Source organism: Sphingomonas sp. URHD0057 (genome assembly GCF_000620665.1).
Classification (GTDB): Bacteria; Pseudomonadota; Alphaproteobacteria; order Sphingomonadales; family Sphingomonadaceae; genus Sphingomicrobium.
In genome coordinates this window covers 470,286-495,412 of sequence record NZ_KK211162.1, presented here as the reverse complement: position 1 = coordinate 495,412, position 25,127 = coordinate 470,286, and the positions used below count along the sequence as shown (strand labels likewise).

At 64.5% G+C, this 25,127-nt stretch carries 36 protein-coding genes; 17 read left to right on the top strand and 19 right to left on the bottom strand.

Annotated elements, in window-relative coordinates; all coding sequences use genetic code 11:
- Positions 1–61: 61 nt before the first annotated feature.
- The 6 genes from N539_RS0111310 to N539_RS0111285 all read right to left on the bottom strand — a co-directional run bounded on the left by N539_RS0111310 (position 62) and on the right by N539_RS0111285 (position 4,175).
- Positions 62–1,252: an aspartate aminotransferase family protein gene (locus N539_RS0111310; protein ID WP_028970344.1), complete on the bottom strand. Its 1,191-nt coding sequence runs from the start codon at positions 1,250–1,252 to the stop codon at positions 62–64.
- Positions 1,253–1,387: 135 nt separating this feature from the next.
- Positions 1,388–1,786, bottom strand: a complete 399-nt coding sequence (locus N539_RS0111305; protein ID WP_028970343.1) for a hypothetical protein — start codon at positions 1,784–1,786, stop codon at positions 1,388–1,390.
- Between the two features lie 83 nt (positions 1,787–1,869).
- The gene (locus N539_RS0111300) at positions 1,870–2,382 is read right to left on the bottom strand and encodes a hypothetical protein (protein WP_037552751.1); all 513 of its coding nucleotides are present in this window, start codon (positions 2,380–2,382) and stop codon (positions 1,870–1,872) included.
- Positions 2,383–2,413: 31 nt separating this feature from the next.
- Positions 2,414–2,908, bottom strand: coding sequence for a hypothetical protein (locus N539_RS0111295; protein ID WP_028970341.1), 495 nt, complete (start codon positions 2,906–2,908; stop codon positions 2,414–2,416).
- 92 nt (positions 2,909–3,000) lie between these two features.
- Positions 3,001–3,390: a hypothetical protein gene (locus N539_RS0111290; protein WP_156029906.1), complete on the bottom strand. Its 390-nt coding sequence runs from the start codon at positions 3,388–3,390 to the stop codon at positions 3,001–3,003.
- Positions 3,372–4,175: an ABC transporter permease gene (locus tag N539_RS0111285; protein WP_037552897.1), complete on the bottom strand. Its 804-nt coding sequence runs from the start codon at positions 4,173–4,175 to the stop codon at positions 3,372–3,374. The genes N539_RS0111290 and N539_RS0111285 overlap by 19 nt, the downstream gene beginning before the upstream one ends.
- Before the next feature lie 81 nt (positions 4,176–4,256).
- Here N539_RS0111285 and N539_RS0111280 point away from each other — a divergent pair, with 81 nt between their 5' ends.
- On the top strand, positions 4,257–4,913 hold the full coding sequence (locus N539_RS0111280; RefSeq protein ID WP_028970338.1) for a GcrA family cell cycle regulator: 657 nt from the start codon (positions 4,257–4,259) through the stop codon (positions 4,911–4,913).
- Between the two features lie 179 nt (positions 4,914–5,092).
- Here the strand turns inward: N539_RS0111280 and N539_RS0111275 are convergent, their stop codons facing one another.
- Both N539_RS0111275 and N539_RS17895 read right to left on the bottom strand, forming a co-directional pair.
- A complete protein-coding gene (locus N539_RS0111275; RefSeq protein ID WP_028970337.1) occupies positions 5,093–5,638 on the bottom strand; it encodes a hypothetical protein in 546 nt (181 codons plus the stop codon).
- Positions 5,639–5,704: 66 nt separating this feature from the next.
- Positions 5,705–7,519, bottom strand: coding sequence for an alpha/beta fold hydrolase (locus tag N539_RS17895; protein ID WP_051531759.1), 1,815 nt, complete (start codon positions 7,517–7,519; stop codon positions 5,705–5,707).
- A gap of 309 nt (positions 7,520–7,828) precedes the next feature.
- On the opposite strand from N539_RS17895, the gene N539_RS16795 reads away from it, so the two are divergent.
- The 3 genes from N539_RS16795 to N539_RS0111255 all read left to right on the top strand — a co-directional run bounded on the left by N539_RS16795 (position 7,829) and on the right by N539_RS0111255 (position 9,584).
- Positions 7,829–8,737: a diiron oxygenase gene (locus N539_RS16795; RefSeq protein WP_051531758.1), complete on the top strand. Its 909-nt coding sequence runs from the start codon at positions 7,829–7,831 to the stop codon at positions 8,735–8,737.
- 28 nt (positions 8,738–8,765) lie between these two features.
- The gene (locus N539_RS0111260; protein WP_156029905.1) at positions 8,766–9,326 is read left to right on the top strand and encodes an OsmC family protein; all 561 of its coding nucleotides are present in this window, start codon (positions 8,766–8,768) and stop codon (positions 9,324–9,326) included.
- A gap of 78 nt (positions 9,327–9,404) precedes the next feature.
- Positions 9,405–9,584, top strand: a complete 180-nt coding sequence (locus tag N539_RS0111255; RefSeq protein WP_028970335.1) for a hypothetical protein — start codon at positions 9,405–9,407, stop codon at positions 9,582–9,584.
- Between the two features lie 99 nt (positions 9,585–9,683).
- Here N539_RS0111255 and N539_RS0111250 read toward each other — a convergent pair whose 3' ends face one another.
- Positions 9,684–10,142: a hypothetical protein gene (locus N539_RS0111250; RefSeq protein WP_028970334.1), complete on the bottom strand. Its 459-nt coding sequence runs from the start codon at positions 10,140–10,142 to the stop codon at positions 9,684–9,686.
- A gap of 100 nt (positions 10,143–10,242) precedes the next feature.
- Here N539_RS0111250 and parE point away from each other — a divergent pair, with 100 nt between their 5' ends.
- Together parE and N539_RS0111240 are read left to right on the top strand one after the other, a co-directional pair.
- The gene (parE, locus tag N539_RS0111245) at positions 10,243–12,222 is read left to right on the top strand and encodes a DNA topoisomerase IV subunit B (protein WP_028970333.1); all 1,980 of its coding nucleotides are present in this window, start codon (positions 10,243–10,245) and stop codon (positions 12,220–12,222) included.
- A 139-nt stretch (positions 12,223–12,361) separates the two neighbouring features.
- Positions 12,362–12,676 (top strand): GIY-YIG nuclease family protein, encoded by a 315-nt coding sequence (locus N539_RS0111240; RefSeq protein ID WP_028970332.1) that lies wholly within the window; start codon positions 12,362–12,364, stop codon positions 12,674–12,676.
- Between the two features lie 249 nt (positions 12,677–12,925).
- Here N539_RS0111240 and N539_RS18605 read toward each other — a convergent pair whose 3' ends face one another.
- The gene (locus N539_RS18605; protein WP_156029904.1) at positions 12,926–13,666 is read right to left on the bottom strand and encodes a hypothetical protein; all 741 of its coding nucleotides are present in this window, start codon (positions 13,664–13,666) and stop codon (positions 12,926–12,928) included.
- Between the two features lie 25 nt (positions 13,667–13,691).
- Complete coding sequence (locus tag N539_RS0111225; RefSeq protein WP_028970329.1) at positions 13,692–14,225, bottom strand: hypothetical protein; 534 nt, start codon at positions 14,223–14,225, stop codon at positions 13,692–13,694.
- 267 nt (positions 14,226–14,492) lie between these two features.
- Here N539_RS0111225 and N539_RS0111215 point away from each other — a divergent pair, with 267 nt between their 5' ends.
- Positions 14,493–14,984 carry a hypothetical protein gene (locus N539_RS0111215; protein WP_028970327.1) on the top strand — a complete coding sequence of 164 codons (492 nt, stop codon included), beginning with the start codon at positions 14,493–14,495 and terminating at the stop codon, positions 14,982–14,984.
- Between the two features lie 32 nt (positions 14,985–15,016).
- On the opposite strand, the gene N539_RS18600 is transcribed toward N539_RS0111215, so the two are convergent.
- Positions 15,017–15,298, bottom strand: a complete 282-nt coding sequence (locus N539_RS18600) for a hypothetical protein (RefSeq protein ID WP_156029903.1) — start codon at positions 15,296–15,298, stop codon at positions 15,017–15,019.
- Positions 15,299–15,525: 227 nt separating this feature from the next.
- Between N539_RS18600 and N539_RS0111205 the strand changes: the two genes are divergently transcribed.
- The 8 genes from N539_RS0111205 to N539_RS0111170 all read left to right on the top strand — a co-directional run bounded on the left by N539_RS0111205 (position 15,526) and on the right by N539_RS0111170 (position 19,324).
- A complete protein-coding gene (locus N539_RS0111205) occupies positions 15,526–16,458 on the top strand; it encodes a hypothetical protein (RefSeq protein ID WP_156029902.1) in 933 nt (310 codons plus the stop codon).
- A gap of 140 nt (positions 16,459–16,598) precedes the next feature.
- A complete protein-coding gene (locus N539_RS0111200) occupies positions 16,599–16,805 on the top strand; it encodes a cold-shock protein (RefSeq protein WP_028970325.1) in 207 nt (68 codons plus the stop codon).
- Positions 16,806–16,869: 64 nt separating this feature from the next.
- Positions 16,870–17,076, top strand: coding sequence for a hypothetical protein (locus N539_RS0111195; RefSeq protein WP_028970324.1), 207 nt, complete (start codon positions 16,870–16,872; stop codon positions 17,074–17,076).
- Between the two features lie 20 nt (positions 17,077–17,096).
- Positions 17,097–17,297 (top strand): hypothetical protein, encoded by a 201-nt coding sequence (locus N539_RS0111190; protein ID WP_231463039.1) that lies wholly within the window; start codon positions 17,097–17,099, stop codon positions 17,295–17,297.
- 11 nt (positions 17,298–17,308) lie between these two features.
- Entirely contained in the window at positions 17,309–17,545 is a 237-nt protein-coding gene (locus tag N539_RS0111185; RefSeq protein WP_028970322.1) for a hypothetical protein, read from the top strand.
- Between the two features lie 89 nt (positions 17,546–17,634).
- A complete protein-coding gene (locus tag N539_RS0111180) occupies positions 17,635–17,943 on the top strand; it encodes a hypothetical protein (RefSeq protein ID WP_028970321.1) in 309 nt (102 codons plus the stop codon).
- 62 nt (positions 17,944–18,005) lie between these two features.
- Positions 18,006–18,674 carry a hypothetical protein gene (locus N539_RS0111175; protein ID WP_028970320.1) on the top strand — a complete coding sequence of 223 codons (669 nt, stop codon included), beginning with the start codon at positions 18,006–18,008 and terminating at the stop codon, positions 18,672–18,674.
- Positions 18,671–19,324: a glutathione S-transferase family protein gene (locus N539_RS0111170; RefSeq protein ID WP_028970319.1), complete on the top strand. Its 654-nt coding sequence runs from the start codon at positions 18,671–18,673 to the stop codon at positions 19,322–19,324. The genes N539_RS0111175 and N539_RS0111170 overlap by 4 nt, the downstream gene beginning before the upstream one ends.
- A gap of 141 nt (positions 19,325–19,465) precedes the next feature.
- On the opposite strand, the gene N539_RS18840 is transcribed toward N539_RS0111170, so the two are convergent.
- On the bottom strand, positions 19,466–19,813 hold the full coding sequence (locus tag N539_RS18840) for a hypothetical protein (protein ID WP_197018413.1): 348 nt from the start codon (positions 19,811–19,813) through the stop codon (positions 19,466–19,468).
- A 181-nt stretch (positions 19,814–19,994) separates the two neighbouring features.
- Positions 19,995–20,747 carry a hypothetical protein gene (locus N539_RS0111160; protein WP_156029901.1) on the bottom strand — a complete coding sequence of 251 codons (753 nt, stop codon included), beginning with the start codon at positions 20,745–20,747 and terminating at the stop codon, positions 19,995–19,997.
- Positions 20,748–20,894: 147 nt separating this feature from the next.
- On the opposite strand from N539_RS0111160, the gene N539_RS0111155 reads away from it, so the two are divergent.
- Positions 20,895–21,077 carry a hypothetical protein gene (locus N539_RS0111155; protein ID WP_028970317.1) on the top strand — a complete coding sequence of 61 codons (183 nt, stop codon included), beginning with the start codon at positions 20,895–20,897 and terminating at the stop codon, positions 21,075–21,077.
- A 43-nt stretch (positions 21,078–21,120) separates the two neighbouring features.
- Here N539_RS0111155 and N539_RS0111150 read toward each other — a convergent pair whose 3' ends face one another.
- From N539_RS0111150 to N539_RS0111130, 4 genes are all read right to left on the bottom strand, one after another.
- The gene (locus tag N539_RS0111150; RefSeq protein ID WP_028970316.1) at positions 21,121–21,312 is read right to left on the bottom strand and encodes a hypothetical protein; all 192 of its coding nucleotides are present in this window, start codon (positions 21,310–21,312) and stop codon (positions 21,121–21,123) included.
- 98 nt (positions 21,313–21,410) lie between these two features.
- Positions 21,411–21,626 (bottom strand): hypothetical protein, encoded by a 216-nt coding sequence (locus N539_RS0111145; protein ID WP_028970315.1) that lies wholly within the window; start codon positions 21,624–21,626, stop codon positions 21,411–21,413.
- Between the two features lie 97 nt (positions 21,627–21,723).
- Entirely contained in the window at positions 21,724–21,891 is a 168-nt protein-coding gene (locus tag N539_RS18590; RefSeq protein WP_156029899.1) for a hypothetical protein, read from the bottom strand.
- A gap of 278 nt (positions 21,892–22,169) precedes the next feature.
- Positions 22,170–22,376 carry a hypothetical protein gene (locus tag N539_RS0111130; protein WP_028970314.1) on the bottom strand — a complete coding sequence of 69 codons (207 nt, stop codon included), beginning with the start codon at positions 22,374–22,376 and terminating at the stop codon, positions 22,170–22,172.
- 189 nt (positions 22,377–22,565) lie between these two features.
- On the opposite strand from N539_RS0111130, the gene N539_RS16785 reads away from it, so the two are divergent.
- The gene (locus N539_RS16785) at positions 22,566–24,161 is read left to right on the top strand and encodes a cupin domain-containing protein (RefSeq protein WP_037552748.1); all 1,596 of its coding nucleotides are present in this window, start codon (positions 22,566–22,568) and stop codon (positions 24,159–24,161) included.
- Here the strand turns inward: N539_RS16785 and N539_RS0111120 are convergent.
- A complete protein-coding gene (locus N539_RS0111120) occupies positions 24,150–25,091 on the bottom strand; it encodes an MBL fold metallo-hydrolase (RefSeq protein ID WP_028970313.1) in 942 nt (313 codons plus the stop codon). The genes N539_RS16785 and N539_RS0111120 overlap by 12 nt on opposite strands.
- Positions 25,092–25,127: the final 36 nt, after the last annotated feature.

The window sequence follows — 25,127 nt, the reverse complement described above, 5'->3', positions numbered from 1 at the left end:
TTGCCCGGAGCAGCGAGTTCTTGGCCGCGAGCGACGTTCGCCCACCGACCGAGTCGCGGCCTTAAGCCGCCGCGGCCGGCACCTCATATTCCGCGGCCGCCGCCGACAATGCCTCGACGAACTCGCGGATATGTTCCTCGGTGATGGTGAGCGGGGGCAGCACGCGCATGACGTTGTCGCCGGCGGCAACCGTCAGCAGTCCGCGCGTCCTGAGGTAGTTCACGAACGCGCGGCTCTCGGACTTCATCTTGATGCCGAGCATCAGGCCGACCCCGCGGACGCTGTCGAACAGATGGTCGTGATTGGGAATCATCTGCTCGAGCGCCGAGCGCAGCCGCTCGCCCTTCTGCCGCACCTCGGCCAGGAACTCCTCGTCGGCGACAATGTCGAACACCGCCTGCCCGGCGGCCATCGCCAGCGGGTTGCCGCCATAGGTCGAGCCGTGGGTGCCGATGACCATCCCCGCCGCCGCTTTCTCCCTGGCGAGGCAAGCGCCCATCGGGAAGCCGCCGCCGATGCCCTTGGCTGACGCCATGATGTCGGGCGTCACGCCGTAATGCTGATAGGCGTAGAGCTGCCCCGAACGCGCGACTCCGCACTGCACTTCGTCGAACACCAGCATCAGGTCGTGCTCGTCGCACGCCGCGCGCAGGCCGGCGAGGAATTCGTGGCTCGCCGGGCGGATGCCGCCCTCGCCTTGGATCGGCTCGAGCAAGAACCCGGCCGTGTTGTCGTCGATCGCAGCCAGCGCCGCGTCGAGATCGTCGAACGGTACCACCTTGAAGCCCGGGAGGAGCGGCGCGAAGCCGTCGATCATCTTGGCCTGGTCGGTCGCGCTGACCGCCGCCATCGAGCGGCCGTGAAAGGCGTTCGAAAAGCTGATCAGGTCATGCTTGTGGGGGTTGCCCTTGGCGTAATGGTAGCGGCGCGCGGTCTTGATCGCGCACTCGATCGCCTCGACCCCCGAGTTGGTGAAGAACACCGTGTCGGCGAAGGTCAGATCGCACAGGCGCTTGGCGAACGCCTCGCCCTGCGGCGACCCGTAGAGGTTGGAGACGTGCATCAGCGTCGCCGCCTGGTCCTGGATCGCCTTGGTCAGGTGTGGATGGCCGTGGCCCAGAATATTGACCGCGATGCCCGCCGCGAAGTCGAGGTACTTCTCGCCCTGCTCGCCGTAGAGATAGACCCCCTCGCCGCGGACCGGGCGGACCGGCGAACGGGGATAGACGGGCATGAGCGGCGTGATGGCCATTGCAGTACGGCTCCTGGGCGATGTTGGGTGCGGCCCCCCGGCCGCAGATGGGCGGCGCTATAGCCAGCGGCCTTGCCAAAGTAAAAGGCGCGCCGGTTGCCCGGCGCGCCTTCTCTTGGAGCCGTTCGGGACCGCTTAGTAGCGGCGACGGCCCGGACGGTTGTTCCAGTCGCGTGCTTCGCGCTGCACGCGGATTTCCAGGTTGCGGATTTCCCGCTCGAGGCGCCGGGCCTCGTTGCGCTGGATGCCATTGCGCGAGGCGCGGAAGATCCGACGCTGCAGGTTGTTGGCCTGCTGGTCGAGGCTGCGCGCCTCGCTGAACGACAGGATGCGCCGGCTTTGCATCACGCGAACATCGTTGCGGATGCGCTCCACGCGCTGCTGCATCGAATTCGCGAAATTGTGGAAGCTGAACGCATTGCCGTAGCTGTACGGCTGGTAGTTGTAGACCGGCGGAGCCCACTGGGCCGAGGCCGGTACAGCGAACGCCAGCGCCGAGCCGGCGGCGACGATCGGGATCAGGAACTTACGCATATTGGCTCTCCTTGTTGAGCGATTGTGGGAGGTTCTAACGCACGAGCCTTGTTTGGGTGCTGAACGCGCCGGTCGGCTGCCGTTCAGTCGTCGCGGTCGTGGCCCTGATCGTCTTCGTAGCGATCGTCGCGGCCGTCACGGTCGCGGTCGCCGTAATAGCCGCCGTTGTTGCCGTTATAGCCGTTATTGCCGTTATAGCTGCCGCGGCCGTAGCGGGCGTTGCCGGCGAACTGGACGCGCTGCTCGAGCCGGGCCAGCCGGGCCTGGATCTCGTTCAGCTCATAGGGGTTGAGACCATAGCGCGAGGATTTGCGGATCTGCTTCTCGAGACTTCGCGCTTCCTCCTTCAGCCCCTTGGCGGAATGGCCGCGGCCGTTGCCGCGGTCCATCCAGCGGATGCGGTTCTGCAGCGCGTCGATCCGCTGCTGTAGCTGCTGGACCTGGCCGAAGCCGTTGTTGCCGTAGCCGTTGTAGCCATAGGCCTGGCCGCCATACCCATAGGGCTGCTGGGGCTGCGGATAATATTGGGCCGAGGCCGGGCTCGCGAACGCGAGAGCCGAACCAGCGGCAGCAAGAGCAATCACCAACTTACGCATTACGACTCTCCTTGGTTGAACTAATGTGATCTCACCGCGGCTCGCCGCGATCGAACGGGTCATGCCAGCGGTCGACGGACGAGCCCGTGTAGCGGTCGAAATGTTCGTAATCGCTGTCGTGGCGGTCCACCTCGTAGCGGTCGCGGTCGCCGTCGACATGGCGCGGCCCGCCCTCGACGTGATGGCCCCAGCGGGCATCGTCCATGGCGTAGCGCACCCGGCTTTCGATGCGATCGAGGCTGTATTCGAGGTCGCGCAGGTCGCGGCTGCTCATGCCATGCAGCCGCCGAGTGAGGCTGCGCGACTGGTCGCGAAGGTCGAGCGCTTCTTCAGAGCTGATCAGCTGCTCGTCGCGAAGCATCGCGATCCGCGCGTTCACGCTGGCGATCCGGGCGCTGAGGGAGTTGGCGGCGCTATTGCGATGGAGGGCGCGCGCCGGCGGCTCCGCCCGGTTCTGCGCGACGGCGGGGGCCGCGGCGGCAAGCGCGGCGGCGAGCGCCAGAATTGAAATCGGTCTCATCATCATGCGGGAGAGAGTGCGCCGAGTCGCTTGAGGCACGGCTGAACGCCCGCGTTATCCGCCGTTCAACAACATTAACGCCATAGAACCCTGCGTTGTCAGATACCTTTCATCCGACGCAACCGCAGTCGATCATATGCGATGATCGCACATCCGACGATCGCCGGGACGATCGCGATTTTCGCAACTTCAATCGACTCGGTGCCGCCACCTAAGCCCGAGTAGGCGACCAGGCCGACCGCGAGGGCAACCAAGACCCAGCCATAGATTTCTTCGGTTTGGGGACGGCGCTCTCCTATTTTGGCGACCAGACCCGGGACGCTCTCCGGATGGTCGCGGAGAGCGGACTTGATCAGTCGGCTCAGAACCGCCGTCTCAAGCAGTCGAATGATCGCGAGAATGATGATCGTGAACAGGAGAAGCACGAACATCGGTAGCAACAGATCTATCATCAAAGCCCCCGCCAAATTTAGTTCTTGATCTTCCATCCGCTCTTCAGCAGCGCGTAGCACAGCGCCCACAGCGCGACGTTCACCGCCAACAGCGCGATCCCGCCGACCATCAGCGGCGAATCGCTGACGCCGAGGAAGCCGGCGCGAAAGCCCGAGATCACATAGAAGAACGGATTGGCATGACTCACCGCCTGGAACTTGGGCGCGAGCTGGTGGACCGAATAGAAGGTGCCGCTCAGTAGCGACAGCGGGGTGACGACGAAGTTGGTCACCGCGGCGGCATGGTCGAACTTCTCCGCCCAGATCGAGGTCAACAGCCCGAGGAACGCCAGCAGCAGCGAGCCCATCAGCCCGAACCAGATCACCAGAGCCGGATTGTGGACGCTGACCGACACGCCGGGCCACAGCAGCATCGCCAGCCACACCGCGCAGCCGACCAGGACCGCGCGCGTCACCGACGCTCCGACCAGCCCGGCGATCAGCTCGCCGGTCGACAGCGGCGGCATCAGATAGTCGACGATATTGCCCTGGATCTTGCCGACCAGCAGCGAGAAGCTCGAGTTGGCGAAGGCGTTCTGGATCATCGCCATCACGATCAGGCCCGGCGCCAGGAAATTGGCGAACGGCACGCCCATCACGGTGCGCCCGCCGCGCCCCAGCGCGATGGTGAAGATCGCAAGATACAGCAGGGTCGTGATCGCCGGCGCCCACACGGTCTGCATCTGGACCTTGAAGAACCGGCGCACCTCCTTGATATAGAGGGTCTTGAGGCCTCCCCAATTTACGCCTTTAAGCTGCGGTACGCCCGGTTCGTGGCGCATCCAGTGGCGAGCTTGGTCGTTCACGGGTGAGGCGCCTATCGGCTGGGAAGTGACCCGGCAAGTTTGGAGCAATATTTAACGATGTCGTGGACCGAAGAGCGCATCGAGCGCCTGAAAAAGATGTGGCACGATGGCGCCACTGCCAGCCAGATCGCCGACGAGCTCGGCGGAGTCAGCCGCAATGCCGTGATCGGCAAGGCGCACCGCCTCGGCCTCGAGCAGCGTCCCTCGCCGGTCAAGCCGGGCGAGGAGAAGGAAGCCAAGGCGAAGGCTGCGCCCGCCCCGGCTCCCGCCGCGTCAAAGCCCGCGGCCAAGGCCGATTCGCCCGCGCCTCGCGCCAATTCAGCCGCAGCATCGGGCGCTCCCGGCAGCGCGCCGTCGCCGCAACGCCCGACGCAGGAGCTGCAATATCGCTCGATTGGCCCCGGCGGCTTCATCCGCCAGGGCCCCGGCGATCAGCAGCCGCCGATCCCGCCCGCGCCGCCGCGCCGCCTGATACCGGCCAAGCCGAGCCCCGAGGTCGCCGACAAGACCAGCCTGCTCGATCTCAACGACCGCATCTGCAAGTGGCCGATGGGCCACCCCGGCGAGCCCGACTTCCATTTCTGCGGGCAACAATCGAACCCCGGCTTCCCTTATTGCGTCCAGCATTGCGGCGTCGCCTACCAGGCCCAGCTCCCCCGCCGAGACCGCCGCCCGCCGCCACCGCTCCCGTTCGGCGGGCCAAGGGTTCGTTAGCGCTTAAGCTCCTCCCTATCGCGCAGCGGTGGGGAGGGGGACCGTCGAACGAAGATTCGATGGTGGAGGGGGTATGATCGACGTCACGTGATTCACTCGCGTGACGGCTGCGACCCAACGTCTGAAATGGGTGGAAAGCTGACATTACGACGCCGCTGCGTGAGCGGCGCGGCGCGCGACTACAGCAACTTCTTGACCTCTTGATTCATAAACATAGTGAGCTTGGCTACGGTTTCAGTTGTTAGTGCCTGATTCGCCTTAGCCTGATCGAGCGTCGACTGTTTAACGCGCTTGAGCTTTTCCTCCACAGCGAGGGACTGGTCGCCTTGGACCTTCGCAAAGAGTTCGGAGTGTTTCTTGGCTGACTCATAAATCGCAGACGTGTGATTCACCATGATCTGCTCAGCTCCTGGAAAATACATCCACAGCAGCGCGTTAAGGCGATCAAATTTGACGTCGGGCGAAAAGCCGGGAGGCCCCTCGAGAGTGCCCTGAAGATCACGAAGGGCGTGGAGGAGAGCGGCCTTGGATACATCCTGAACCGCGCTGAGCTCGGCATAAATTTCTTCCGCCTTATCTCGAAGCCGCTCTTGTTGTTGTTGGGCTCGATCCTCGGCCTTGTCCTTGTGCTGCAGAAGCCACCCAAACCAAATCCCAGCAGGCGCCAAAAGGACGACAAACGCCTTTTCTAAGAAGCTGAGGACAAGCGTGAGATCAAATTGCATACGGCCTCTGTTACTAGATTCAGTAGCTCCGAGTCTGCTTTGGGTCGAAGGCAGACAAACCGCCATCTAACCCTTCAAAAACTCGCGCGTTACGTCACTGAACATGCGCCACGCGGGCTCGCTCTCCAGCAATATGTGGTTGCGGCTTTCGAGTGGCACGAACGCCGCGCCGGGGATTCCGCCGGCCAACACTTCGCCCTGGCCGAACGGCACCGCCTGGTCCTCGCGCGAATGAAACACCAGCGTCGGCGTCCGCACCTGCGGGAGCAGCTCGCAGACGTCGAGCAATGACAGCGCGCGCTGCAGCCGCACTGCATTCTCCGGCGACGCAGACAGCCGCTGCATTTCATTGAACCAGCCCATCTGCTTGGGGCTCGCGCCCGGCACATAATGGTTGGTGAACAGCTGGCGATAGGCCGGGTTGTCCGCGCCCCAGCCCATTTGAGTCAGCGTCAGCATCGCCTCGCGCCGCGCGACCTCGGCCGCATCGGCGCGCACCGCCCACCCTTCCGCATAGCCGTTGCAGATGACCAGCCTGCGCACCCGGTCCGGGTTGCGCACCGCATAAGCGATCGCCACCGCCGCGCCTTGGCTGATCGCCAGCAGGTCGAACGCCGCGAGCTCCAGTTTGTCGACCACCGTCGCCAAATCGTCGACGAACGCGTCGAGCGACAATTCGGGCGTGTCCCAGTCGCTGAGACCGTTGCCGCGCTCGTCGTAGCGAACCAGGCTGCCGCAGCGCGTGAACTCCTGGATCCAGTGCTGCCACAGCGGGCTGTCCCAGTCATATTCGATATGGTTGAGCCAGTTCGCCGTCTTGACGATCGGCGGGCCCTCGCCGGTGATCGAATAGGCGAGCCGCGTCCCGTCCCGTGCATTGCAATAGCGGACCTGCTGCGGCGGCAGGGGCTGCGGCGTCGCCCGCTCGGCGAGCGCCTGCTCCTGCTCCTCCATCCGCCGCCGCCAGCTCGCCGGGGGCTCGCCGAACTCGCGCTTGAACGCGCGGTTGAACGCCGCCTCGCTAGCGAAGCCGACGGCGTAGGCGATGCTTGCGGTGTTCTGGTCGGTCTCGCGCAGCAGGTTCTGGGCGATGCGCATCCGCCAGCGCGCGCAATAGCGCATCGGCGGCTCGCCGATCAGCTCGGCGAAGCGCTCGCCGAGCACCGACCGCGACACGCCGGCCGCGCGCGCCAGGCTCTCGACGTCGAGGTCCTCGGCATAGCATTCGTGGATGATCGACAGCGCCTTCGACACCGCCGGGTCGGCGAGCCCGCGCAACCAGCCGTCCGATCCCGGCGGCAGGTGCTCGACATATTCGCGGACCGCCTGGGCGAGGAACAGCTCGGCCTGACGCGCCACAATGTCGGGCGACGGCTGCTCCTCGGCGAGGAAGCGCATCGAGCTGTCGAGCCATTGCGCTTCGCCGCCGCTGGCGTTCAGCGTCAGCAAGGGCGGCAGCGCGTCCAGCAACGGATGGCCGGCGCTCTTCGCGGTGCCGAGGAAGCCGCACCACACCTCGGTCTTGCTGCCGTCGGTGCCGCTCTTCACGCGATGGACGCCGTCGGCGGTGACCCAGCCGACCTGGCTTGCATCGGCGGGCTGGAGTCCGCTCCGGCTCGACAGCAGGTGGGGGTCGTTGCGCGGCAGGATCGCGATTCCGCCCGCCTCGACCATCGTCGGCGGTTGCCCGTCGACCTCGACCAGCATCTTTCCCGAGCGCACGTAATGATAGCTGATCAGCGCATCGGGCTCGGGAAAGAACGGCGCGAAATGGTCCGGCGTGAACTGCGCCAGCACGCAATAGTCGCCGCTGAACTCGCCGTCGATGACGACCCCGCCGCTCAGGCGAAGCGAGCTCAGGATCTCGTCGAGAATGTCCATTTGCGGGTGCGTTCCGGCGTTTCGGTCAATTTATACGGCGGCGCAATCATTTTGCCGAATCGGGTGATCGCCTAAATCCTCTTTCGTCAAATCGGAAGAGATTCCTTTCCCTCGGAAAGCAGCGCTTTTCGAGACGGGAAAACTCATCCGAAAAAAGGGAAGGTGACAAGAGATGACCGACGCCAATTACGAGCTCCGTTCGCGACAATTCGTCGCGATGGTCTTTGCAGTTCTTTCCGGAATGTCTGCGGTTTCGACCGCGGTGCTGCCGGCTTTGCTTCACTCTTAGGAATAGAAGGAGTCCGGGCCGTGTATCACGACTTCAACTACAAGATGACGCTGGCGACCTCGCTGCGGGCGCAGTGGATGCTCGACGATGTGCTGCGCGAGGACCAGGACCTGGATTTCTCGCGCCACTTCCTGCCCGAGAGCCTGGCGCGCACCGCGGTGGTCGCCTCGCTCGACGGCGATGAGCAGCGCATCCTCAACCAGATCAGCGCGCATCAGTATCTGTCGATCTTCGCGATCGTCGAGGAATTCATTCTCCCGTTCCTGATCGATCACTCGCGCACCGCGCTGCACGATGACGACGACTGGCGGGTGCGGGCGCTGCTCAACTTCGCGACCGAGGAAGCCAAACACATCCATCTGTTCAAGCGCTTCCACGCCGCCTTCGTCCGCGGTTTCCCGGTCGAGTGCCGGGTCATCGGTCCCTCGGAAGCGATCGGCGCCAAGGTGCTCAGCCATGACCCGCTCGCGGTCGGCCTCGTAATCCTGATGATCGAGTGGATGAGCCAGAGCCATTATTTGGGCTCGATCCGCGACGATCGCGATCTCGACCCGTTGTTCAAGAGCCTGCTGCGCCATCACTGGATGGAGGAAGCGCAGCACGCCAAGCTCGATACCTTGATCGTCGAAAAGCTCGGCGCCGGCCTCAGCGACAAGAAGATCGATCGCGTCATCGATGAATTCTTCGAGATCGGCAGCTTCCTCGACGAGGGCCTGTGCCAGCAGGCGCACTTCAACATGGATGCGTTGGAGCAGATCATCGGCCGCGTGCTTCCCAACCGCGCCGACATCATCAGCCAGCAGCATCAGGCCGCGCGCTGGACCTACATCGGCTCGGGCATGGTCCACGAGCGCTTCAAGGCGACGCTCGAGGGCCTGTCGCCGCGCGCCGCCGAGCGGATTGCCGAAGCCGCCCCGCTGTTCGCCTGAAACCCGATCAACCCAAGGAGTAATTTCAATGCTTGATACCGTGAAATCCCGCGTCAACGGCCTCGACCTCGCTGCGCTCGGCGACGTCGTCGAGGCGATCGAGAAAGACGCCGGGCAGGCCCAGGTCGGCTTCGACGTCGTTACCCGTTGGACCGGCCAGACCCGCAGTGAGACGATGGTCGAGGGCTACGACCTTGCCGGCAACCGCATCGCGCGGCGCCACAAGATCGTCGCCGACGAGCCGTGCGAGCTGCTCGGCACCGACAGCGCACCCAACCCGCAGGAGCTGCTAATGGCGGCGTTCAACGCCTGCATCACCGTCGGCTACGTCGCCGGCGCCGCGATCCGCGGCATCACTCTCGACAGCCTTGAGATCCGCACCCGCGGCAAGCTCGACCTGCGAGCCTTCCTCGGCCTCAGCGACGAGGTTCCGGCCGGCTACACCGATGTCGATTACGAAGTGCGCATCGCGGGCGACGGCACGCCCGAGCAGTTCGAGGAGATCCACCAGGCGGTGATCAAAACCTCCCCCAATTACTTCAACCTGAGCCGGCCGATCCGGATGAACCCGACGCTGACCGTCGGCTGAGCTCGAAGGTCCCGGGCGCGCGAACCCCTCCCTCCCCAGCGCGCGCGGGACCGCTTCCCCCGCAGGACCAGAACGACCATGAAATACGAGCTGATCGAGATCACCACCCGCGCCAGCGCCGCCGAGTTCGGGCTCATGCCCGACCCCGAGATCAACGTCTTCGACGGCCTTCACCCCGGCCAGTCGGCCGAGGAGGTCGCCCAGGCGATCCTCACCACCGCCGCCGAAATCCACTTCGCCGAGACCCGCTGCTGGTAACGGCAGCGCGCGCCGGTGCCTCCCTCAGGCGCCGGCAACAGGAAAGGCCCCGGGGTCCGTTAGCTCCGGGGCCTTTTTCATGTCCGCTCGAAACTGGGCTTATCCGCCGCTGCCGATCCACTCCTGCTGCGCGCGCAGCCAGTCGACGCGCTGCTTCGCCCAGCCTTCGGGGGACAGCGCCTGCTCGTCGACCAGCCAGCGGTCGTGCATCGCGCGATAGTCGGCGCGGCGCGGGTCGTATTGCTTGCGCCAGGCGATGAGGTCGGCGCTGATCGCGGCGCGGATCTTGCCGCGGTCGCGCTCGGTCAGCGGCCGCCCGACCAGCGCCTGGGCAGCGGCGATGCGCCGTGCGAGTTCCTGCTGGTAGTCCGCCTCGCCCATGCGGCCCTGAGAATCGTACTTTCGGGCCCAGCCGCCGCCGCTGCCGGGAGGGTCCGAGGCGGTATCGCTCGGCGGCGACACCGTTCCCCGGCCGCCGGTGTCGCCCGGGCCGCCCGACTGCGCCGTCGCTGTTCCCGCCAGACACAGCGCACCGATTGCGATTGCAGCTTTCCTCATCGATTACCTCCAGCGCAAACCTACCACGCCCTCATCTGTGGATAAACCGCCGCCGCTTTCTTGGCAGTCCGAGAATCCGGCGCATATACCTCTCTCACCCATGGCCGACCTGTTCTCCTCTTCCGCCCCGTCGTCGCCCGACAGCTACGATGCGTCGGCGATCGAGGTGCTGGAAGGGCTCGAGCCGGTCCGCCGCCGCCCCGGCATGTATATCGGCGGCACCGACGCCCGCGCTCTCCACCACCTCGCCGCCGAAGTCATCGACAATTCGATGGACGAAGCGGTCGCCGGCCACGCCTCCCGCATCGAGGTCACGCTCGACCCCGGCAATCGCCTGACCGTCACCGACAACGGCCGCGGCATCCCCGTCGACCCGCACCCCAAATATCCCGGCAAGTCGGCGCTCGAAGTGATCATGACCACCCTCCACTCGGGCGGCAAGTTCGAGGGCAAGGCGTACTCGACGTCCGGCGGCCTCCACGGCGTCGGCGTCAGCGTCGTCAACGCGCTGTCGATCGAGACCGTGGTCGAGGTCGCGCGCGACAAGAAGCTCTACCGCCAGGCCTTCTCGCGCGGGCTCGCCACCTCGAAGCTCGAGGAAGTCGGCGCCGCGCCCAACCGCCGCGGCACCAGCACCAGCTTCGTCCCCGACACCGAGATTTTCGGTGCCGACGCGGCGTTCGATCCGTTGCGCATTTACCAGCTCGCCCGCTCCAAGGCGTACCTCTTCGCCGGGGTCGAGATCCGCTGGCGCTGCGATCCGTCGCTGACCAGCGTCGACGTCCCCGAAACCGCCGTCTTCCAGTTCGCCAACGGCCTCGCCGACCATCTCGCCGAGCAGCTCGGCGACCGCCCGGCCGTCACCAACCAGCCGTTCGTCGGCAAGCAGCCGTTTCCAAACGACCAGGGCTCAGCCGAATGGGCGGTCGCCTGGCCGCTCTACAGTGACGGCAGCGAAAGCTATTACTGCAACACCATCCCCACCCCCGACGGCGGCACCCACGAAGCGGGCCTGCGCGCCGCTCTGACCAAAGGCATCCGCGCGTTCGGCGACCTCGTCGGCAACAAGAAAGCCAAGGACATCACCGCCGACGACGTCTTCAACGGCGTCGAGCTGATGCTCTCGATCTTCATCCGCAACCCGCATTTCCAGAGCCAGACCAAGGACCGCCTGACCAGCCTCGAGGCGGCCCGCTTCGTCGAGGCCGCGGTCCGCGATCACTTCGACCATTACCTCGCCGACAACATGGACCGCGGCCGCGCGCTCCTCGGATCGATCGTCGAGCGCGCCGAGGAGCGCCTCCGCCGCCGCGCCGAACGCGAAGTCCAGCGCAAGACCGCGACCAGCGCGCGCAAGCTCCGCCTCCCCGGCAAGCTCACCGACTGCTCATCCGACAACCCCGAAGGCACCGAGCTGTTCATCGTCGAGGGCGACAGCGCCGGCGGCTCGGCCAAGCAGGCGCGCAACCGCAAGACCCAGGCGATCTTGCCCATCCGCGGCAAGATCCTCAACGTCGCCTCCGCCACCGCCGACAAGATCCGCGCCAACAGCGAGATCGCGGACCTCAACCTCGCGCTCGGCTGCGGCTCCCGCGAAAAATTCGTCGAGGATGCGCTGCGCTACGAGAAGATCATCATCATGACCGACGCCGACGTCGACGGCGCCCACATCGCGACTCTGCTGATGACCTTCTTCTTCCAGGAAATGCCCGAGCTCGTCCGCCGCGGCCACCTCTACCTCGCCCAGCCCCCGCTCTACCGCCTGACCAGCGGCGCCAAGACGTTATACGCCCGCGACGACGCCCACCGCGCCGAGCTCGAAGTGGCCGAGTTCAAAGGCAAGAAGGTCGAGGTCTCGCGCTTCAAGGGCCTCGGCGAAATGAACCCCAACCAGCTCAAGGAAACCACCATGGACCCGGCGACCCGGTCCATGCTCAAGGTCACCCTCCCCAGCGCCTACGAAGACCGCCAGCCGGTCAAGGACCTGGTCGAGCGCCTGATGGGGCGCGACCCGGCGCCGCGGTTCGAGTTTATCCAGAGCCGGGCGAGCGCGGTCGAGGATGATGCGATCGATGCGTGACCTTCTTCGTCATTCCCGCGAAAGCGGGAACCCAGCGCAACAAAAGCAACTCGTCATTCCCGCGAAAGCGGGAACCCAGCTAAACAAGCACCGCTTTTCGTCATTCCCGCGAACGCGGGAACCCAGCTAAACAAACAACATGCACGCTGACTTTAAGCCCTGCGTCTATCTGCTCGCATCCAGGCGCAACGGCACGATCTACACCGGCGTAACCTCCACCCTCCTCGCCCGCATCCATCAGCACCGCCACGGCCTCGTGCGCGGCTTCACCCGCGACTATGGCGTAAAGCTGCTCGTCTGGTTCGAGCAACATCCGACGATGGAATCCGCGATCACGCGCGAAAAGCGCATCAAGAAATGGAATCGCGCGTGGAAGCTGGAGCTGATTGAAGCCGATAATCCTGAGTGGCGCGACCTGGCAGAAGATTTCGGTTTCGCTCCGCTCAAATCTTAAACGTCATCCCCGCAAAAGCGGGGACCCAGCGTATGATGCCCGCAACAGCTGGCAGACTGCTCCCGCAGCCTTTGGACCCGCTGGGTTCCCGCTTGCGCGGGAATGACGAAAGTATGGTCGCCACCATGGACCCGACGCCCCGGTCCATGCTGAAGGTGACGCTTCCGAGCTCCTACGAGTACCGCCAGCCGGCCAAGAATTTGGTCGAGCGCCTAACGGGCCGAGTGTCGCCCGCTGACCACACCGCCGTTATGACGGAGCCGTGTGCTCCAACGCCGTCATTATCCCGTCAACAAATCGAAAAGCGCATTCAAAAATACTATCTGGGGTGTTCGGCAGGTCCTGACCCAAACCCTCAATTTTGAGAATGACCCAAAGGTGCATCCCATTCGTGATCCGCTGCGGGCCACGATAAAACTCGTAACTGTCGGCATCCCGTGGGGTTTCGAAGACGCGCTGCCTTCCGTCCTCGTTCAAGATTACAGCGTCGACCCCGGCGTCGCATACCATCAGCTCCCAATGTTTGCCCGAATTAGCAATTTGTCGAACGGCATGAACATGGTTCGCTTCAAGTCGAAACTTCCGCCGCGCAACTGCCAGAACGCCAGCCATATCGGCGCCGATCTTATCCTCGATTTTCGCCAGTCCTGTCGCGAACTGCTCGTCGCGCAAATCTCGCGGAAAATGGAGGCCGGTGTCTCGCGACTGTCCGTTGTTTCGAGCGATTGCTCCCACGACGTGATCGAGGGTCGAGATTATGTTCGAAGCAGCATCGGAAAGGATCGGTTTGGCATCGATCAAACGCGCACGATTGACGATTACGCGGTACGTCCATTCGTTTGATGTTCTGTCGAAAGACTCTTTGATTTCCCACAGAGTAGACAGGCCTTCGCCGTGGACGGCCTTCTTGTATTCGTCGTAATGCCGTCGGGCACGCGTAAGGAGCGCCTTTGCGTCGCTCAGATCGAGCGGACAACTAACCTGACTCATAGCAGCGCAGAGCTCCCTAAAATCTTCATTTGGGCGGTGAGTTGGCCCTTCGCTCTATGGTCAAAAAGCTCCTGGCAGCGCCGATGCGCGCGTATGCGCTGCGCATCTTTGTTAGAATCTTGTCGACGTCGGCCTCCCCGATTCCTTTCGCCGCGTAGAACTCGCGGGAACTTCGTGGACCGGCTGCGTCACCAATTTGCCATCTCCCGTGAGCAATCTCATTTCGCTGATCCGCTAGCGGTCTTATCTTCCGAAGTGTGTCTTCGACGAATTTTCGCGTAGTTCCGCCGACCCAACCTTGAGCGTCCAATACAGCTTGAAGGGCATCGAATTTGAGTTGTGAATTGTATGATTTCATCAACTTACCGGTTGCCACAATACTTAGAGGCATGAGCAGGACGGCGACGGCTGCTTCGACCTCAAACTCAATCTTGTTCCAGAGCAGAATGCACTCTCCGATTTTCCTCAGGAGGGTTTCGCTAAGCCCATAAGACAGCTCCTTCCCTGCCTGTTCGTTCTGCTCGATTATTTGGCGTCGAAGGTCTTCAGTCAGTTCCATGCAGCAATCCTTACACGGCTAGGTACACTGCTGACAGACAGAGGATTCCGACACATTGGTGACCACAGCTGGGGCGCTAAGCGCCGACCGAGGTTTCAGCGTGCCGATATTCAAATATTTTACCGGGGAAGCGCACGCATTGGCGCTCATCAACAAGGGCGAATTGATGCTGCAACCACTCTCCCACTTTCGGGGTCGGGAAGCAGACGGGTTCGTGGCGACCCGCGTGACGGCATTCTGACCTATGCACCGCAAGGCGGTCTGGTCATGAATATGGAGGATGGGCGAATCGTCACCTTGAAAGGCGGAAGCTTCAACTCCTCCGTCAATCAGAACGACATTTTCGTCTACTGCGCCAGCAATCAGCTCTCTGCGGAGTTGGCTAAGAAATTCGGTTCCTTCTGCGTCGAGATACCAGACCCAGAGATGCTGGCGCGACGGTTGAAGATGCGCGCGAACTCCTCCTCGCAATTCGACTATGAACAAGTGGTCTGCGGTAAGGTCGAGTACAGAAGGCATAGCAAGGAACCTGGAGCGGATTGGGCACTTCCCGAGCGGCTTGTCCTCATCAAGCCCGAGGACTTTGCATGGCAAGACGAGTTCAGGATCGCAGTCGGAAAGAGGAACACGATGAACGTGGAGAATGTCGGGCTAACAATCCGGACAGGACCGACAACTCCCGTGTTCGAGCCGGTTCCCGCTCCGATTTTTCTTAGGCTTGGGAAGCTGCTTGATCTGGTCACGCTCCATTGTTTCTAGAAGCGATGACCACAACGGACCGCAGTCCCTCCCTAGCCGACCATCCAATGGAGGGCAGCAGCGGCCCCAAAGATCGCAAGGTGTTGCGCCAGCGTCATGACCAAAAGTTTGACGTTCGGACCGACCATCGACGTTCCCGGAAACCCTGTTCCACCTATCGGCAATCCGTTCCGCTCCCGAGCTGCGCGCAATCTGGCGTTGAAGCGCATCACGTACAGGCCGATCACAGCGAGTGGCACTGCCAGCCAAGGCCAGAATAGGAACCAACCGGCAATTGCCGAACCGAGCCAAAGCCCAATAAGAATGAGTACCAACGCAGCCCCCTGAGCCCTCAGGCTTTTGTAACACTGAAAGACGAGTTTGAAAGGCCATCTGAGTTCCAATATGGTTCATGGACTACGAATCAGATGAACCACAACCATCGCCCCGTCCCTGCTCAACCCCGCATTCCGCGCCGATCGCCTGGTTGAAGACGCGTCCTGAGCAAGTCGAAGGAGCCTGCCCTGAGCTAGCCGGGCACGCCGAAGAGGACGAACCCGCGATGACCCGCGAATCGCGCGCCACAGCCACCCCGCTCGCCGAAGTCGTCGACCACCTCCGCGCCAACCCCGAAGCACTGGCCGAGTTCGTCGCCAGCCTCGCGCCCGAAGGAACGCGCCATGACGGCTGGACGCCGTTCGCGCGCAAGCTGTTCCTGCAGGTGTTGGCTGAGACCGGGCGCGTCAGCCTGGCTCTGGCTTACACCGGGCTCAGCAAGCAATCCGCCCACGCGCTCCGCAACCGCGATCCCTTGTTCGCCACCGGCTGGGACGCCGCCGCGCTGATGGCCCGCAATCCGCTCGCCGACGACATAATCGAGAAAAGCCTCGACGGCGTGACCGATACCGTCACCCGCAACGGCGAGGTGGTCGCGCAGCGCCATCGCTACGAAGGCCGCCTGTCGATCGCCGTGCTTCACCGCCTCGACAAGCGCTGCGACCGCGCCGAGGAGCAAGGCTCGGCGCACCTCGCGGTCATGCGCCGGTGGGACGATTATCTCGACCTGATCGGCAAGGGCGACGCGGCTGGCGCCCGGGCGATATTGGAATCGCCGCCGCATGGTCAATTTGGTCAACTTCCCGAGAGCGAAAATCCTATCCCCGAGCCGCCCGGCTTGGACCCCTGGGACAGTGTCTGGCAGCGTGACGATGGCGCTTGGATGACCGACTTCCCGCCGCCGCCCGGCTTCGACGGCTATCAGAGCCGCGCGTGGGACGGCTTCAACGCCTACGAGCGCGAGTGCACGCCGGAGGAAGCCGAGTTGCTCGACGCCCACCAGGCCGCCGCCGAAGCCCAAGAGCAGGCCGAGCTCGCGGCCGATGCCGAAGCCGAGCGCGACGGCTTCCTCGCGACGCTCCGCAGCCAACTGGTGCCGGTCGGTTCGGACGCGGGTCGAGGGCAAGCGACCGTCTCCTCGCCAACTCCAATCAATTGATTTTCCGCCGCAAACGCCTATGTAGGAATTGCTACCAGTCGCATCAGTCGGTCTGCGGTGCTTTGCGGCTCCTTTTCCTTCTCTCGCCTCTCATAGCCATGGGGGCCGATTGGCGGTCCGCCACAGAAGGAAATATCAATATGATCACCGGAACCGTGAAGTTCTTCAACATCGACAAGGGCTACGGCTTCATTCAGCCCGAGGACGGAAGCACCGATGCGTTCGTTCACATCAGCGCCGTCGAAGCTTCGGGGATGCGCACGCTCGACCGCGAGCAGCGCGTGACCTACGAAATCGAAACGGACAAGCAGGGCCGCTCCAGCGCGGTCAACCTGCAGAGCGCCTGATCGCAGTCATTCCCGCTCCGCGACCATCGCGGACCGGGCCCTGCCCTCAGAAGGATCGCGCGCCATGTCGACATTAGAGTTTTATACCGAACGCGCGGCCCAGTGCCGTGCCGAAGCCGAACAGACCCGCCTGGCCAACGTCCGCGACCGCTGCCTCAGCGCCGCGTCCGCCTGGGACGACATGGCCGACCGGCTGCGCCGGACCCAGACCTATCGGGTCGAGGATGCGGCGCGCAAAGCCGAGCAGGGCCGGGCCGGGTGCGGCGTATGAGCAGGGCCATGCAACTCGCCATGAGCGAGAGCGAAGCGCTCGCCCACTGCCTCGCGTCGAAGGTCGGCGTGTCGGCGATCGAAGCGCTTCCCGAGGGCGGCGTCCGGCTCGTCTGCAACAGCGTCGACGGGGCCGAGCTGATCCGCCGCAAGTTCAAGCGGAAGATCATCGGAATCGAGCGCGCGCGGGCGCGGCATCGCCCCGCCCAGCCGCTCTGGTAGAAGAGATCGAGATGACGCCCGAGCAGACCTGGAAAGATGAAGGCGGGCACATGAGTTCGACCGCGGGCCGCGTCACGCATGTCGCGGGCGCCGCGCTGCCGTTCGTCGCGGTGCTCGCGCACCAGGGGAGCGGCGCCACCGAACATGGCTTCGGCACGATGCGCGAGGCCGAGGCCTTCATCAAACGCAACACCCCGGTCCCCACCCGCAAGCTGTCGCCAATCTACGATCGGCCCGCCGCCGACTGAGGATTGCTCAGACTTGGTTTCGTGTGTCGGCAGGTTTCACCGATTCCCCGCGGCTAGCGAGGCTGAAGATTTGCTCCTATTTGAGTGTTGTGGACGACGAGACTGCCAACCGCATTATAGATCTCCAGGCAGAAATCACTGCCCTGCGGGGGGCTGTTCGGCTGCTCATTCAGAACATTTATGGCGGCGATGATCGCACACTGGCGATCATTCGCGAGGAAGCGCTTCGAGGAGACGATTTGAAGGTCTACGACAAGGAACCTGGCGACCGCGGAAGCCGCTATCGTGAGGGCGTCCGCGAGGCCGTCGCCAGCCTGCTTGATCCGTTCCAACCGGACGACGACGAAGCTAGCCGGCTGGCAAATCCTGCGCCTGCCAAGGCGAAACCTCCCGGCTAGTGCATCCAGCTAGCGGGTAAGGCGTGGGTGCGAGCGCCAATAAGGTTTGCTACGCCCGCGCCATGCACGGCGTCGATCGCAGCATCAAAAAAGGCCTGCGCCAGTTCCTCGACCCGGAGCAGCAGCGCAATTGGCTGGAAGGCAAGGCAACTCCGGCCGACGCCGACGAACGCTCCCAATCGCTCGAACAGCGCTTCAAATACGCCGCGCGGCTCGAGAAGCTGCTGCGCCGGCCGCAGGCGCAGGACGTCCTCGAAATCCTCAAGATCTACGGCGCAACCTGCATCCCCATCCCGCGCACGACCGAGCGCCGTTACTGGTCGGTCTCCTGCCTGCCGACGAGCCCCGACAAGCCGCTGGTCAGGGTCAATGCAGGCTGGATGGAACTGTTCGCCTTGCACGCCGAGGCGGATGATCTCCGCGCCCGCATCATCCTCCATCTCTCCGATTTCACCACCGACGGGTCGCCCGAGCCCGATCATCTCGACCAGGCCTTGCTCGAGCATTGCGTGGCGAGACCCGAAGACGTCGGCCACTTCCACTGGAAAGCCGACACTTTCGGCGCGAAAGTCCGCGGCGCCGCCTCGATCCGCACATTCCTCGCCGCCCCCCACGCGCTCCGCGCCATCCGCCGCTTCAACCTCACCCACATGAACCGCGGCCGCAATGCCTATCAGGCAAGCCACTGCTACAGCCTCGCCGATGTCATGCTTGGAGAGGACGACCAATGACCCCGACCATCACCGCGTTCGAAAGCTCGCCCGATCGCGGCCGCGGGCTCGCCCGGGACATGGCGGTGCGCTGGGCGCTCGAAGAGGTCGGCCAACCGTACGACGTCCGCCTCGTCTCGTTCGCCGAGATGAAGCAACCGGCGCATCTCTCCATCCATCCGTTCGGGCAGATCCCGACCTACGAGGAAAGCGATCTCGCCTTGTTCGAATCGGGCGCGATCGTGCTCCATATTGCCGAGCGCCACGCCGGCCTCCTGCCCGCCGACGCCGACGCCCGGGCGCGCGCGATTGCCTGGATGTTCGCCGCGCTGACGACCGTGCAGGCGCCGATCGTCGAGCGCGAAGGTTTCATCCTGCTCGAGAAGGACAGGCCGTGGTTCGCCGAGCGCCTGCCGCTGCTCGACGGCCGCGTCCGCGACCGTCTCGTCCAGCTCTCGGCCCGGCTCGGCGATGCCGACTGGCTCGACGGCGGGTTCAGCGCCGGCGACTTGCTGACGGTCAACGTGCTCCGCCGGCCGGCCGGGGCGAACTTCCTCGGCGAGTATCCCAACCTCGCCGCTTTCGTCGCCCGCGGCGAAGCGCGCCCCGCCTTCAGGCGCGCCTTCGCTGACCAGCATGCGGTATTCGCCGCGGCCTCGGCCGGCTCGTGACGTGACTCAAGACTCGACTAATTTGCAATCTGTGTTAAGCTTTCGGCCGTCGCGTTCCCCAAGGGGCGATGGGTCGAAGGCGACACCTAAAAGGCGGCTCGGCGGACTCTGTCCACCGGGCCGCCTTATTTTTCACCGTCCTCAGAGCGGCGTCTGGTTCGCACAGGCGACGTCATATTGCGACACCGACGCCGTATTGCGCGAATTCTGCGGCTGGGAGCCCGCGTAATGCGTGCCCGCCGTGCTGTCCTCGCCGGTGAACGGCGAGCCGCCGCCGGGCGCGCTGCCCGAATGGCCGGGGGCCGCGCCGAGGCCCTCCAGGATCAACTCTTCGCAATCCTGGCCCGGCTGCCCGGCGGCGTTGCCGCTATTCGTATGCCAATAACCGGTGCCATTATTCTGGCCGTTGCCGGGCGCGCCCTGTCCGAACGCCACGGCAGGCGCGAACAGCATGGCCGATGCTCCGGCAAAAGCGATAAAGCGTTTCATGATTTTGGGCTCCTTGGTCTGCCCCCCTCTTTGGGAACGCAGCTACAGGTCCGGCGGCGAGCCAACCGAGCATCGGTTAGCGTCCCCCAGGACGCAAAAGGTTCATGAACTTTGACAAGCCGTGTCGGATTTGAGGCGATTGCGGCCGTTTACCGGCTTTCAAGACCGGCGATTAGGCCACTTACTGCGCGAGCGGGATGATCACCCGCTTATTGGCTTCCGCGGGCGGGGTATCGATGGCCGCGCAAATGGACGGCGTGAACTTGCCGCCGGGCCACACCTGAGGCGCCATTTCGCGGAAGCCCTTCTCGTCGGGCCTGAACCCGTATCGGCGCGCCATCGGCAGCGCCTGGGCGATGTTGAGCTTGGCCTCATAGTTGAAAGTCGCGGCGTCCTGGAGCGCGCTGCGGATCGCCGCGCGGTCGCCCGCCGACAGCGCATCGGCTCCGAACTGCAGCGCCCGCAGCCTGCCCCACGGCACGCGCTCCGCCATCTGCCACTCGTCATATTTGCGGATCCGCCCCACCACCGCGCCCATCCGGTACTGCTCATCGCCCGACAGCAGCGCGAGCCGCCCAGCGGACAGCGCCGCATCGTAGCGGCTGAGCTCGATCTCGATGACCGGCGACTGCGACACCCAGCTCGGCGTCACGAACGACCCCGTCCGTTCCCACTGAATGACGATGCCCCGCACGTCGCTCAGGCGACGGTCGATGCACGGCTCGGCCGCCTGCCGCAGCACCATGCTCATCAAGTCGCTGTTGAGCTCATCGGTGATGTCGGCGCGCGTCTCCGCGGCAATGCTGCGGTCGTGCAGCGCTTCGGCAACCTGCTGCGCGCCAAGCGCAATCAGCACGCCGAGCGTGACGATCCCCAGCTCCCAGCCCACCGCGTTCCACCCGTGCGGAGGGGTGAGCTTCAGCAGCCTGAACATGCGCACCCCCTCGGCGGACAGCCTAATCCTTTGGCGACCGAACGTCATCCCGCCCCAAATTAATGGGCACGACCGTCAATTAACGCAGGTGATTCAATCCCTGTTGATCCGGTGATAAAGACACCAGCGATTTTGGGGGCGGCGAGCATGCCTACAGACCTCAGCTATTTCCTCGTCCGCGCGTCGGAAGAGCGGACTGCGGCGTTGCGGCAGCCGGATCCGCGGGTCCGGCACGCTCATCTCGAGCTGGCGGAGCGCTACGAGGAGCGCGTGCGCGAAATCGTGACCCGCGAAGAGCCGCTGTTTTTCCCCTCGCGGCGTAACGGCTAGTCCGCGCTTCCCGACGGGAGAACCGCGATCGCGGCCTGCCGGTCTAGAAAATCGTCAGCCGGCCGGACGGCGACGAGCGGTCCGGGAGCGGCGGCGGCCCGCGCCCCTCCGCGCACTTGCGGTAATATTCGGCGAGCCGCCGATGGGCATCCTTGGCGGCTTCGTCGTCTGCGCTCGCGGCGCGCGCCTCTTCTTCGATTGCTCGCGACAGCAAATAGGCCAGGTCGATGGGCATTGAGCGAGAACCGCCGGCGGGCCGTTCCAGTTGCGGATCGTCACTCATGTTATTGAAATTGTTAGGATTTGTCGGCTACCCGACAAAAGCTGGCGCTGCTATTCGGCGGCGGCCCACGGGAATACCGGCCGCTCGGCCACGAGCGAGGCATCGAGCTGGCTCGACACCACGCACGCCTCGACGGCTTTCAGCCGCTGGAGGAACGCATCGGCCAGGACCAGGCGGCGCGCCCTCGCCGCTTCGGTCACCGCGCGCTGCGCAGCGGCCATTTCCTCATTCGCCCGCCGACGAAAAAAGCGCAGATCGGATTCCATTCGCCCCCTCCCCGAAGCGTCGACTGCCGAGTCGTTGAATGGGAATTTAACAGCAGTTGCCCACAGGTCGAGTCCGGTCCGCACGCGACGTGCGCCGTTACGGACCCGTGTATGGAACGGGTCTTTCGTTGATGGCTTGAACCAGGGTCAGCGGGCCGCGGACGATATAACTCCAATGCTCGCTGTCGAGCTTGTCGAGTATCCACGCGCCGGTGAGTCCGCAGACCAGCCAAACCGCAACCGCAAAGACGACGAACGCTTTCATCGCGTTCTCCCCCGTTACCGAAAGTTAGTCATGGTTCGGGGGCAGTGTCAAAGCGAGATACTCACTGCCCGGCGTGAATGCATGTCGAGCAGGTAGCCGGGAGAAGATGGTCGCGGGCTATCCGTGCGCCTTCGGCAGGCGCTGGAACGCGAAACCGGGGGCCGAAAGAGCGGGTTTCGCGGGTGGGAGCTTGACTGTGATCGAATTGTTGAAGGCAAGCTCGGGTTTGGCGCCGCATCCGCCCGCGGCCAACGCCAGCGCGGCCAACGCGAGCCGGGTCACTCGTCGCCGTCCGGCTCGTCCGCCGCATCCGATTCACCGTCCGGCTCATCGAGCGCTTCGGGCGCCTCGAACGGGTCCGGCTCCACGTCGGTGAAGTCGGCCACGGGCTCGGCCTTGAAGCGGGCTGCAACGGCGCTCAAGCGCGCCGCGGCCGCCCGGTCTTCATCGGTCGGTTCAATCGGCTTCGTCCCAAATACCCTCATGGACGGTGCTCCCCTTTTTCAAGCCACCGGACCCACGCCGCGTTCGATATTCTTACGCAAATGTTGACGAAATGCAGGATTGTCGTGGTTAACGCCAAGGCAGGACGGCGGGACCAAACCCGCGATCGATGCGTGACACGACGCGCCGTATCGAGTTTAATCGCAGCACCTTAGGAACGAAGGCGGGGCATGCTGGACTTGACCGAAGACCGAAGCCCAGCACTGGCGCCCGCCGGGAATTCGTTCGCCCGCGACGGCTTCCTCGGCCCGATCCGCCTGCTCGACGAGCGGCAGTGCCGCGCGGTGGTCGCGCATCTCACGGGCCCCGACCGCCCTGCTCCGGCGGTGTGGAAGAAAGGCGGCGCGGTCACCGACTGGCTGCTCTACCAGCTCGGCTCGAATCAGCAGCTGATCGAGCTCCTGACCCCGCTGCTGGGCGACGACATCATCCTGTGGGGCACCAAGCTCATCTTCCGTAACCCCGGACACATTCACACGTGGCACGTCGACGAGGAGACCGAAGCTCCCGACGGTCGGTTCGTCACCGCCTGGATCGGGCTTCACAACACTACCGCCAACTCGGGCATCCGGATGATCGCCGGATCGCATCTCTGCCGCCGCACGCTCAGCCAGTTCCAGGCCGACACCGGCGTTTCGAGGGAGGACAGCTCGACCGAGACGGTGCTCGGGTGGGCACAAAGCGAAAATCCCGAGGCGCGGATGGTCGAGCCCGCGGTCGCCGACGGCGAAGCCATATTGTTCGATGGGCGCATGTGGCACGGCTCGCACAACCGCCTCGAATCCGAAGCGCGGTTCGCGCTCATCCTGCACTTCGCCGCGGCCGACTGCCCCGTTCGCATTCCCTCGGAAACCGAACCGCAGCTTGCACCGGCGATCCTCGTCCAGGGCAATGCGCCGCCGGCGACCAACTGGCTGGTGCCGCCGCCGATGCCGCCGGCGGCCAAGCCGCTGCCCGCGCTACCGTCGCTGATTCACGCGATCGGCCTGCCGCTCGCCGAGAATGTGGAAGGAGGGTGGCAGCACTATCCGTTCTTTTCCGGCTCCACGCCCGTCCTCGAAAGCATGACATGCCATGCGGCGGTGCTGAGCCCGGGTTATTGGCCCCATCCGCCCCACGCCCATCCGGAGGAGGAATTGCTGATGGTCCTCGACGGCGAGGCGGATCTGCTGGTCGCCGACAAGCCAAGCCACGAAGGCGCGCGGCCGATCCGGGTGAAGGCAGGGGACTTTGCTTATTACCGCGCCTTTCAGCATCACTCGATTCGCAACCCTTCGAATGCGCCGGTGACCTACATGATGTTCCGCTGGCACGGCCGCACGCCCGCGGTCGGCGGAGCGCGCCTTCGCTCGGGCGTGTTCCGCAGCCCTGCCCCGGCCGAAGCGAACGGCTCGCGGCCGTTTGTCGTGCGCAACCTGTTCGGGGCGCCGACCCGCTGGCTCGGCAAATTCCACTGCCACACCTCGCGACTCGAGGTCGGCGGCAGCTATGCCGCGCACCGCGACGACTATGACGTCGCGATCCTCATCCAGTCCGGCCGGGTGCGGACCCTGGGCCGGGACGCAGGGCCCGGATCGTTGATCTATTATCCTAAGGGCGAGCTGCACGGCATGCGCAATGCCGGCGACGAGCCCGCGCATTACATCGTGTTCGAATTCCATGGCGCCGCTCAGGCACCGAGCTTGCGCTCGGCGCCGCCGAAACAGGGTTGCCTGATTCCCCCGGACGGCAGCTCGCCGGAAGCGGATGGCGAGCTAGTCGCCTGACGGGACGGGGCGCTTCTTCGTCCCGGCGAGTTCCTGATCCATGTAGCGAATCTCGGCCGCTGCGGCGCGGTCGCTGATGGTCCAATCCGGATGGAGCGCCCTGAGCTTGGGCGCTACCGACTGGGCCAGCGCATCATCCTTGAGGCCAGCCGCTCTACCTTCTCCCACCAGTCGCTGGAGGTTGAGCAAATAGCCGCGGAATTCCTCGACGTCCTTGACGTTCGCGACATCGCCATGGCCCGGGACGAAGCGGATCCGCGCCGCGCCCGGCATGCCCAGGAAATCCGCATCCGTCGCCGCCCATTCCTTGACCGAGCCGTCGATCAAATTGGGCGGGATCTTCCGCCACAGCATGTCGCCGGCGAACAGCACGTTGGCGTCGGGGATGAAGATGGTGAGGTCGCCGCCGGTGTGGCCGAGCACGGTCCGCACCATCACCTTGCGCGCGCCAAGCCACACCGTCAGGTCCGTGTCGGTGACGAGGTCGGGCAGCGGCAATGCCTCGATCCGGCTTCTCAGCTCGGGCGTGATGCGGTCGCCGAACAAGGCGAAGTTGTTGGTGCGCACCCACCCGCGAACGTTCTTGTGGGCAATGATGATGGCGCCGGCGTCGCGCAGCACCTGGTCGCCACCGGTATGATCGGCGTGATAGTGGGTGTTCACGACATAGCGGATCGGCTTGGGCGTCAGGCGCCGGATCTCGCCGACCAGGGCGCGCGCGGCATCGATCGTAAAGAAGGCGTCGATCACGAGCACGCCCTCGTCGCCGATGACGAAGCCGGCATTCGACCCAGCCTGGTGCTCGGGCTCGATCGCCGCGTAGACGCCGGGACCGACTTGCTTGAGCGTGAAGGGAAGCGGCGCGGTCTGAGCCGACGCCGCGCCGCTGAGTGTGAGAAGGACGGCGGCGACGACGAGAAGCTTCACCATGAAGACAGAGTGAAGCGGAACCGCCGGCCGCGCAAT

Excerpts from the sequence above, each read along its gene's own strand:
- N539_RS0111215 (WP_028970327.1), top strand. The coding sequence starts at position 14,493 with ATGAATATGGAGGATGGGCGAATCGTCACCTTGAAAGGCGGAAGCTTC.
- N539_RS0111280 (WP_028970338.1), top strand. The coding sequence starts at position 4,257 with ATGTCGTGGACCGAAGAGCGCATCGAGCGCCTGAAAAAGATGTGGCAC.
- N539_RS0111195 (WP_028970324.1), top strand. The coding sequence starts at position 16,870 with ATGTCGACATTAGAGTTTTATACCGAACGCGCGGCCCAGTGCCGTGCC.
- N539_RS0111250 (WP_028970334.1), bottom strand. The coding sequence starts at position 10,142 with ATGAGGAAAGCTGCAATCGCAATCGGTGCGCTGTGTCTGGCGGGAACA.
- N539_RS0111160 (WP_156029901.1), bottom strand. The coding sequence starts at position 20,747 with ATGTTCAGGCTGCTGAAGCTCACCCCTCCGCACGGGTGGAACGCGGTG.
- N539_RS0111200 (WP_028970325.1), top strand. The coding sequence starts at position 16,599 with ATGATCACCGGAACCGTGAAGTTCTTCAACATCGACAAGGGCTACGGC.
- N539_RS0111275 (WP_028970337.1), bottom strand. The coding sequence starts at position 5,638 with ATGCAATTTGATCTCACGCTTGTCCTCAGCTTCTTAGAAAAGGCGTTT.
- N539_RS0111310 (WP_028970344.1), bottom strand. The coding sequence starts at position 1,252 with ATGGCCATCACGCCGCTCATGCCCGTCTATCCCCGTTCGCCGGTCCGC.
- N539_RS0111170 (WP_028970319.1), top strand. The coding sequence starts at position 18,671 with ATGACCCCGACCATCACCGCGTTCGAAAGCTCGCCCGATCGCGGCCGC.
- N539_RS0111305 (WP_028970343.1), bottom strand. The coding sequence starts at position 1,786 with ATGCGTAAGTTCCTGATCCCGATCGTCGCCGCCGGCTCGGCGCTGGCG.
- N539_RS0111185 (WP_028970322.1), top strand. The coding sequence starts at position 17,309 with ATGACGCCCGAGCAGACCTGGAAAGATGAAGGCGGGCACATGAGTTCG.
- N539_RS0111255 (WP_028970335.1), top strand. The coding sequence starts at position 9,405 with ATGAAATACGAGCTGATCGAGATCACCACCCGCGCCAGCGCCGCCGAG.
- N539_RS0111290 (WP_156029906.1), bottom strand. The coding sequence starts at position 3,390 with ATGGAAGATCAAGAACTAAATTTGGCGGGGGCTTTGATGATAGATCTG.
- N539_RS0111150 (WP_028970316.1), bottom strand. The coding sequence starts at position 21,312 with ATGCCCATCGACCTGGCCTATTTGCTGTCGCGAGCAATCGAAGAAGAG.
- N539_RS0111130 (WP_028970314.1), bottom strand. The coding sequence starts at position 22,376 with ATGAGGGTATTTGGGACGAAGCCGATTGAACCGACCGATGAAGACCGG.
- N539_RS0111260 (WP_156029905.1), top strand. The coding sequence starts at position 8,766 with ATGCTTGATACCGTGAAATCCCGCGTCAACGGCCTCGACCTCGCTGCG.
- N539_RS0111285 (WP_037552897.1), bottom strand. The coding sequence starts at position 4,175 with ATGCGCCACGAACCGGGCGTACCGCAGCTTAAAGGCGTAAATTGGGGA.
- N539_RS0111120 (WP_028970313.1), bottom strand. The coding sequence starts at position 25,091 with ATGGTGAAGCTTCTCGTCGTCGCCGCCGTCCTTCTCACACTCAGCGGC.
- N539_RS0111295 (WP_028970341.1), bottom strand. The coding sequence starts at position 2,908 with ATGATGATGAGACCGATTTCAATTCTGGCGCTCGCCGCCGCGCTTGCC.
- N539_RS0111300 (WP_037552751.1), bottom strand. The coding sequence starts at position 2,382 with ATGCGTAAGTTGGTGATTGCTCTTGCTGCCGCTGGTTCGGCTCTCGCG.
- N539_RS0111225 (WP_028970329.1), bottom strand. The coding sequence starts at position 14,225 with ATGGAACTGACTGAAGACCTTCGACGCCAAATAATCGAGCAGAACGAA.
- N539_RS18605 (WP_156029904.1), bottom strand. The coding sequence starts at position 13,666 with ATGAGTCAGGTTAGTTGTCCGCTCGATCTGAGCGACGCAAAGGCGCTC.
- N539_RS18590 (WP_156029899.1), bottom strand. The coding sequence starts at position 21,891 with ATGAAAGCGTTCGTCGTCTTTGCGGTTGCGGTTTGGCTGGTCTGCGGA.
- N539_RS0111190 (WP_231463039.1), top strand. The coding sequence starts at position 17,097 with ATGAGCGAGAGCGAAGCGCTCGCCCACTGCCTCGCGTCGAAGGTCGGC.
- N539_RS0111240 (WP_028970332.1), top strand. The coding sequence starts at position 12,362 with ATGCACGCTGACTTTAAGCCCTGCGTCTATCTGCTCGCATCCAGGCGC.
- N539_RS18840 (WP_197018413.1), bottom strand. The coding sequence starts at position 19,813 with ATGAAACGCTTTATCGCTTTTGCCGGAGCATCGGCCATGCTGTTCGCG.
- N539_RS16785 (WP_037552748.1), top strand. The coding sequence starts at position 22,566 with ATGCTGGACTTGACCGAAGACCGAAGCCCAGCACTGGCGCCCGCCGGG.
- N539_RS0111155 (WP_028970317.1), top strand. The coding sequence starts at position 20,895 with ATGCCTACAGACCTCAGCTATTTCCTCGTCCGCGCGTCGGAAGAGCGG.
- N539_RS17895 (WP_051531759.1), bottom strand. The coding sequence starts at position 7,519 with ATGGACATTCTCGACGAGATCCTGAGCTCGCTTCGCCTGAGCGGCGGG.
- parE (WP_028970333.1), top strand. The coding sequence starts at position 10,243 with ATGGCCGACCTGTTCTCCTCTTCCGCCCCGTCGTCGCCCGACAGCTAC.
- N539_RS0111205 (WP_156029902.1), top strand. The coding sequence starts at position 15,526 with ATGACCCGCGAATCGCGCGCCACAGCCACCCCGCTCGCCGAAGTCGTC.
- N539_RS0111145 (WP_028970315.1), bottom strand. The coding sequence starts at position 21,626 with ATGGAATCCGATCTGCGCTTTTTTCGTCGGCGGGCGAATGAGGAAATG.
- N539_RS0111175 (WP_028970320.1), top strand. The coding sequence starts at position 18,006 with ATGCACGGCGTCGATCGCAGCATCAAAAAAGGCCTGCGCCAGTTCCTC.